General features: G+C 41.4%; 1 protein-coding gene. It reads right to left on the reverse strand.

The features are described 5' to 3' along the window. Positions 1 to 705: PoNe immunity protein domain-containing protein (locus ABD005_RS18110; RefSeq protein ID WP_343819157.1), on the reverse strand; the 705-nt coding region annotated here is incomplete at its 3' end. Positions 706 to 812: the final 107 nt, after the last annotated feature.

Raw genomic sequence — 812 nt, forward strand, 5'->3', positions numbered from 1 at the left:
CTCAAAACACCAGTAGCCAATATAATAATCCGTATACTCAAACTCACAATCACACTCATGGTTTTCATGCCAATCAGCATCTTCTAATTGTGCGTACCATTGTTCAATAAATTGATTGAGCAATATGGTTTGTTGCTCAGGCTCTGCGCTAAATGCATCATGTAATGCTTGGTACACGTCGGGGTAATAAAGTGTTGGAGAAATAGGGCGATTAACATCACCTAAAGCAATTGCAATGTTATCAAGCAAGGCGTCTTTGCCTTGCTCGCCAATAATGGCGAGTACTTCGTCAAGGTGCGCTTGGTCAGCTTCACAGGCCTGTAATAAAGACAACCACCAGAGGGTATAAATGTATCGGTTGATATTTTCAGAGCCAACGGCATCACCTTGTCCGCCTAACTTTTCAAAAGCATTACGATAGAACTGATGAGGCGCAGGTAATTTATCGCAGTATTCGGTTAGTTGCTTGCGATATGGCAATATTTCCAATACGTAACGTCTTACATCACCTAAATGTGCGCCGTATGAGTAATGGCTGACCGCACGCATAATAGCTAATTGGTACAAGCGCTGACAAACATCAACTCGTTCACTTGGTGAGGTGAAGTTACCATTATCTAGCGCTGCTTGGGTTTCGTTTAGCGCTTCTTCAAAATCAACCAATAGGGTTTCAAAATAATCACTGTCTTTGCGAGTATCACGCATGAGTCTAATTCCTAACCTTATTTGTTATTATCTTGCCAGTGCACTAAATCTTTTGGGTAGTACTCATGGTCAATAAAGCTGCTATCGTCTATGTTGTAAAGCTTAAC

It is taken from the genome of Colwellia asteriadis, assembly GCF_039523295.1.
In the GTDB taxonomy this organism is placed as follows: domain Bacteria; phylum Pseudomonadota; class Gammaproteobacteria; order Enterobacterales; family Alteromonadaceae; genus Colwellia; species Colwellia asteriadis.